The sequence below is a fragment of the Microcystis sp. LE19-10.1B genome, assembly GCF_027530565.1.
GTDB classification, from domain to species: domain Bacteria; phylum Cyanobacteriota; class Cyanobacteriia; order Cyanobacteriales; family Microcystaceae; genus Microcystis; species Microcystis aeruginosa.
Map to the genome: position 1 here is coordinate 1 of NZ_JAPZQM010000057.1, position 6169 is coordinate 6169.

The 6169-nt window shown below is 47.3% G+C and carries 5 protein-coding genes; 2 read left to right on the forward strand and 3 right to left on the reverse strand.

Going from position 1 to position 6169, the window contains the following annotated elements; all coding sequences use genetic code 11:
- Positions 1 to 235: 235 nt before the first annotated feature.
- A complete protein-coding gene (locus tag O9332_RS02160) occupies positions 236 to 1771 on the forward strand; it encodes a TolC family protein (protein WP_288023458.1) in 1536 nt (511 codons plus the stop codon).
- 54 nt (positions 1772 to 1825) lie between these two features.
- Here O9332_RS02160 and O9332_RS02165 read toward each other — a convergent pair whose 3' ends face one another.
- The 3 genes from O9332_RS02165 to thiO form a co-directional block, all read right to left on the reverse strand.
- A complete protein-coding gene (locus O9332_RS02165) occupies positions 1826 to 2164 on the reverse strand; it encodes a hypothetical protein (protein WP_288023455.1) in 339 nt (112 codons plus the stop codon).
- Positions 2165 to 2363: 199 nt separating this feature from the next.
- Positions 2364 to 3116, reverse strand: coding sequence for an SAM-dependent methyltransferase (locus O9332_RS02170; RefSeq protein WP_223210693.1), 753 nt, complete (start codon positions 3114 to 3116; stop codon positions 2364 to 2366).
- Between the two features lie 54 nt (positions 3117 to 3170).
- Complete coding sequence (gene thiO / locus O9332_RS02175) at positions 3171 to 5147, reverse strand: glycine oxidase ThiO (protein ID WP_288023457.1); 1977 nt, start codon at positions 5145 to 5147, stop codon at positions 3171 to 3173.
- Between the two features lie 148 nt (positions 5148 to 5295).
- Here thiO and O9332_RS02180 point away from each other — a divergent pair, with 148 nt between their 5' ends.
- A complete protein-coding gene (locus tag O9332_RS02180; RefSeq protein WP_004159461.1) occupies positions 5296 to 5922 on the forward strand; it encodes a DUF2301 domain-containing membrane protein in 627 nt (208 codons plus the stop codon).
- Positions 5923 to 6169: the final 247 nt, after the last annotated feature.

Genomic DNA, 6169 nt, shown 5'->3' on the forward strand with positions numbered 1-6169 from the left:
GTGTCAGTCCGGGTCGCGACCATAAGACCAGAACAGAGTGAATCTGTTAAGGCAGGTGCGGAACCCCGCAAGGGAAAGAAGCAGAAACCTAAATCGTGAGGTTTGGGAATCACCGTCCGTTTACGGCGGTGAGGATGTCAAGCTCCCGTGTTACTATCGGTAATTAGTAATCGGCCAACATAGTGGTGTGAGCTTATTTACTTCTTATCGTTTACTGTTTACTTTCGAGATACTCATGTTGCTCTTGCGTTATGGTATTACCGTGAGTGCGGTGCTTGGGTTGATTTTCTTGGCTGAATCCTCGGTTAAGGCACAAACTCAGTCCGCTGCCGATTTATTGAAGAAACCCCGACCTACTGCCAATCCAGTGTCTCAATTACCCGGTCCCTCGGCGGCACCGGCAACCACGGAAGCGGATCCCAAAGCCCCCAATTATCTTAATCCTAGTGGCAATCCCCTAATTTTTCCCACCAAACCAGATGAGGTGAATATTAGGGTAGTACAACCGATCACCTTAAATCAAGCGATCGAATTAGCTTTAAAAAATAATCAGACCTTACAGACAGCCCGGGTCGATTTAGAAATCGCTCGCGCCCAATTAAAGGAACAACAGGCGGCCTTATTACCCACGGCCCAAGCGGAAACCAGTCTCACTCAAGATCAATCGGCAGCTGACCAAAGACAGAATAATTTGGCTCGTCAACAGGGAATCCCAGCAGTTAGACCCGAAGATAGTACCAACTTTCAGGGTAGTGTTCGCATCGTCTATGGGGTTTATACAGGGGGTGAACGGACAGCCCAGATCAAAAGGGCCGAAAAAGTGATCCGGCAACGGGAATTAGAGGTGGAACGAGTCTCGGAACAAACTCGTTTTGATGCCACCGATGCCTATTATGAATTGCAGAGGGGTGATGCTCAGGTAGCGATCTCCCAAGCTGCGATCGAAGATGCTAGTCAAAGTTTACGGGATGCTCAATTATTGGAACAAGCGGGACTAGGAACCCGATTTGCTGTCCTACAGGCGGAAGTTGACCTCGCTAACGCTAACCAAGACTTAACCCGGGCGATTTCTACCCAGCGTATTTCCCGACGGCGACTGGCACAGATATTGAGTGTCGGTCAGCACATCGAGTTAACCGCTGCCGATGAGATTCGCGAGGCGGGAACTTGGGGCTTAAGTCTTGATGATAGTATCGTTTTGGCCTACAAAAATCGCGCGGAATTAGAACAACAACTCTTACAACGGGAAATTAGCGCAGAAGACCGCTCGATCGCCATTTCGGCGGTGATTCCCCAAGTGGACCTTCTGGGCGAGTATAATGTCCTCAACGATCTCAGTGATGAAGCTGGTTTTGGCGATGGTTTTAGCGTCGGTGGTCGGATTCGTTGGACTTTCTTTGATGGTGGTCGTGCTTTTGCTCGCGCTCGTCAAGCGGAAAGAAATATCGATCGCGCCGATACGGAATTCTCCCTCCGTCGCAATGAAATTCGCCTTCAGGTGGAGGAATCTTACTATAATTTGATTTCTAACCAAGAAAACATTAAAACTTCGCAAAAAAGCATTGAATCCGCCACGGAAAGTCTGCGATTAGCCCGTTTACGGTTTCAGGCGGGTGTGGGAACCCAAACGGATGTGATCAACTCCCAACGGGATTTAACCGATGCCAGAAGCCGTTATCTACAGGCGATCGTTGATTACAATAAATCCTTAAATAGTCTCCAGCGAGCGATTAGTAATTTACCAGACAATCGTTTGTTTGAAGTGCGTTAATTGTGGGATTTATCGAGGTGTGGTGTGGGGGGAGATGGCCAAATCTCCCCTATTTTAACGAGTTTCGATGATTCTAATCTGTTGTTCCCGCAATTGCTGCAGGGTGGGAGTTTCCTGTAGTTTTTGCACCTGCGGACGCAGATTATTACAACGAGAGGAATTAATGCTACCGCATTGATTTTCGATCGTGTTCAGTCGCCGCTGCTCGATTTGGGGACTGGTACGAAAATTCCATTGGTGATTGTACTGATGATATTTTTGGTAAGCGCAGGACTCATACCCCGCTAAACAACGCTCACTGATGGGAAATTGGGCCACGACTAGGTTGCCGCTAACGCAAACCCAACCCAGACCCAGAAACAAACCTGACAATAAAGAATTTCTAGTGATCATCGCCAATATACCTCGGTGCTCAAAAAATGTAGTCTCAGGATTGGCGGCCATGACGGTAATTGCCCGGCAGACTCTCGATCATGATTCCACCTCTTTTATTCTAGTCAATTTTTCTCGCCCCGCCCACGATAGCTGAAAACAGCCCATTCCTAGCTTAAGATCACTGGGTTAGCTGATCATAAATTAGACGGCTTTTTTTCTAGGCCGCTTGCAGAACATAGAAGGTATAACCATAGAAGTTGCTGAATTTCTCAAAAAGTTTCATCTCTTCTTCGGTTTCACGAATAACCGATGAGCTACTTGGGCTGATTTCCAGCTGCCCGATTCGCTCACGGAGAGGTTGATAATAATTTAGCCACCAAAGCTGACTGGGCAGCCTCTGGGTAGAAAGTACCTTAAAACCAGACCTATTAGCCCGAACGATATTCTCAAACTCATTACCCATCATAGGATAGGCGTTTTGCCAATAGGCCACAGCCGGCTCTGGCAGCTCATCAGTAAACCAACTCATCTCCGAGATGACGGCGATCCCGTTGTTAGAAACAAGCGGTCGCCAGATTTTAAGAGCCTGCTCAAACCCAAGATTATAAGCAGCCCCCTCAGACCAAAGTAGATCAACTGAACCCACTGACCAATCAAGTTTAGCCATGTCACCATGAATTGGAATGATTAAATGCTCAAGACCAAGCTGTTTTGCTCGGGTTTTGAGTTCGTCGATAAAAACCGACGAGGAATCCACTGCCATGACAGGGCTTTGGTAGTATTGTGCCAGCAGTAAAGCACTAGCACCACTTCCACATCCTAGATCGGCAATTCGCGGCTTGAGGGGCAAAATAGAGAGATTACTCAAAATTTTTAGGGAGAAGTCAGAGTCGCCGGGCCCTTTACGGTCAAGTCCGCGGTGTAAATCAGTTAAAGCGGCAACATACTCAGTTTGATTGTCTGTAGTCATAGAGATTTTTGCTGGCTCTAATAGCTGAAAACAGCCCATTCCTAGCTTAATCGGTTAGGCGATCGTTCCCGTCAGGGGGGAACTAGGACTAGCATAGGACTTAATCGGCATTCTTCCCGCTAAATAGGCTAAACGTCCCGCTTTTGCTGCCATTGCCATGGCTTGGGCCATCATAGCTGGATTGGCCGCCATAGCGATCGCACTGTTAATTAATAAAGCATCCGCACCCATTTCCATGGACCGGGCCGCTTCTGAGGGTGTACCGATCCCGGCATCTACCACCACGGGAATTTGGGCCGATTCGATGATAATTGCGATATTTGCCTCATTTTTCAGCCCCTGTCCCGACCCGATCGGCGATCCCAGCGGCATAACCGTGGCGCAGCCAGCCTCCTCTAAACGTTTGGCTAAGAGAGGATCGGCGTTAATATAGGGCAGTACGGCAAAACCTTCTTTAACTAATTGTTCCGCCGCTTGCAAAGTTCCGATCGGATCGGGTAATAAATATTTAGGATCGGGAATAACTTCGAGTTTAATAAAGTTATTGTCTTCCTGTCCCAATAATTTGGCCATTTCTCGCCCTAAACGGGCCACCCGAATCGCTTCTTCGGCCGTTTGACAACCAGCAGTGTTGGGTAACATCCAGATTTTCGACCAATCGATCGCCGCTGCTAATCCCTCATGGCCGGGTGCGTTCGTTTGTACTCGTCTAACGGCGACGGTGACAATCTGACATTCACTGGCACTAATACTTTCCTGCATAGTCGTCAGATTGGCATATTTGCCAGTCCCAGTCATCAAGCGGGAGTGAAAGGTTTTCCCGGCAATGGTGAGGCGATCATTCTGGGGCGATAAAAGTGCTTGGGGTTTATTCTCAATAATAGTTAAGGACATAGATGGAATAGTAATGGGTGATGGTTGATTAAAGCGATCGCAGCTAAAATGGGTCAAAATGGGATTAACTTTGTCATTAATCACCAGGTCAGCAATCAAGGAAGCAGTGACGGGAGCGAGTAAAATGCCATTGCGATAGTGACCAGTAGCTAAAATCAGGTTATCACAGCTACTGCGGCCTAAAATGGGCAATTCATCCGCTGTACCCGGACGGAATCCCCACCACATTTCCTCGATTTCCCAGTCAGCTAAAGGGGGATAGAGACGGGTAGCGCGCGCAAAAAGGGCTTGTAGTCCTTGGGGTGTATTACCCGTTTGCCAGGCCACTTTTTCGGAAGTGGCCCCGATAATTAAACGACCATTGCGACGGGGAACCAGATAGGTTTGCGGACCGAATAAAACCCTAGCTAAGGTCTGGTTAGGGGGCATTTTTACTGCGGCCATTTGACCTTTGACGGGATGGATAGGGAGGGGTAAAAGTTGACTCGTCCAGGATCCCGCCGCTAAAATGTAAATTTTTGCTTCTAATTCCCCAATTGAGGTATAAATACTCTTGACTTTTCCCTGCTTTTGCTGTATGGCGTGGACTTCTATGCCTTGGCGAATTTCTACCCCTAAATTTTCGGCCGCTTGTTGCAGCCCAGTCACTAGCTGCCGGTTATCCACTTGTCCATCGTCGGGATACCACCAACCACCGATCACATCTTTACCTAGTCCGGGTTGGTAGAGGTGAACTGCATTGCTGTCTAACCAAATTTTATTAGCTGTATTGGCAGTAATAGGCTGATCTAGCTCGTAAACGGGAGCAAGAATACCACAGGGATAGTAACCGCTGTTTATCCCCGTTAAATCCTCGATTTTGCGGCTCCACTCTGGATATAGCCAGCGTGATCGCAGACAAAGATCGAGAAACGGACCCGGGGGAATCCCCTCCGCATGGGGGGCCAACATTCCCGCAGCCGCACGACTAGCGGCCTGAGCTATATCTCGAACTAGGAGGGTAACTTTTGCCCCGCGCAATTGCAAATCGACGGCGATCGCTAATCCGATGATACCACCGCCTACGATCAAAATTTCGCTAGTTGAGTTCTTGACCCTCCCATGGCTAAAAGCGAGGGATTCTTGGTTCAACGACATGGCTTAAAAATCTAAAGGAAATGTAACCTTGATCCTAACTCGCAATTAGTCAGCCGAGAGGAGGGAGAAGTGAGGCTACTGGCATAATTTAAGATTAAGATGATTTTTAGTCAATCTTTTCTAAGCTTCCCTTTTTCTTTAGAGCATTATGACTTCCCCTGCTGTCGATCGAGTTTATCAAGGTCAATTCGGAGAGTTTACGATTACGGATAGCGATCGCCTAGGGGTGCGTCTCTACCGTCTGGGTTTAAATTTAGCGGCTTTTAGTTTCGCTGTCGCTACAATTATAGTCCTCACCCGACCGCAATTACTGCCCCTGACTAACCTTTTATACATGGGTTTTTGTCTGGGGTTAGGCATCAGTTTATTGACTATCCATATTTATTTAATTCCCCTCCATCGTCTCCTGCAATTTTTTTGGCTAATCGGGGCGATTACTTCCCTAATTTTCAGCCTCTATTCTCACCTTTCTCCCCTAGAATTTGTCTATAACCATCCGGTGAGTTTATTCGGTGTGGGCTTTATTTTTGCTAGTCTCACGGGGATTTATTTCAAAGAAGCTTTTTGTTTTAATCGTCTAGAAACCAAGTTTTTAACCCCTCTAGTTCCCACCCTTTTACTCGGTCATCTTTTGGGGATATTGCCCTTAAATTGGGAAAAGGGGCTATTAATTCTCTGGGCGACTTTATTCGTTATCTTTGCTCTGAGAAAGTTAAGCCAACCTCTCCCCAACGATATCGGTGATAAATCAGTCTTTGAACATCTTAACCATTGATGAACCGATAACTGTCTCGGAGTCTCGGAGTCTCAACTAAGTAGGGAGGCACAATTATAGCGTTTACTGTTCGCAAGAGGTACATTATCGATGTTGAAAAGCTTAATTAGGGTCTGCTGAAAAAGTTTTTCCTAGGGGCAGGGTGTAGGGTGTAGGGTGTGGGGTGTGGGGTTTTACCGATTTTGAGGGGGTCAATTACCTAATTTTCAGGGAAAAAGTAGCTGAATTTCCCCCTGATCACTCCCAT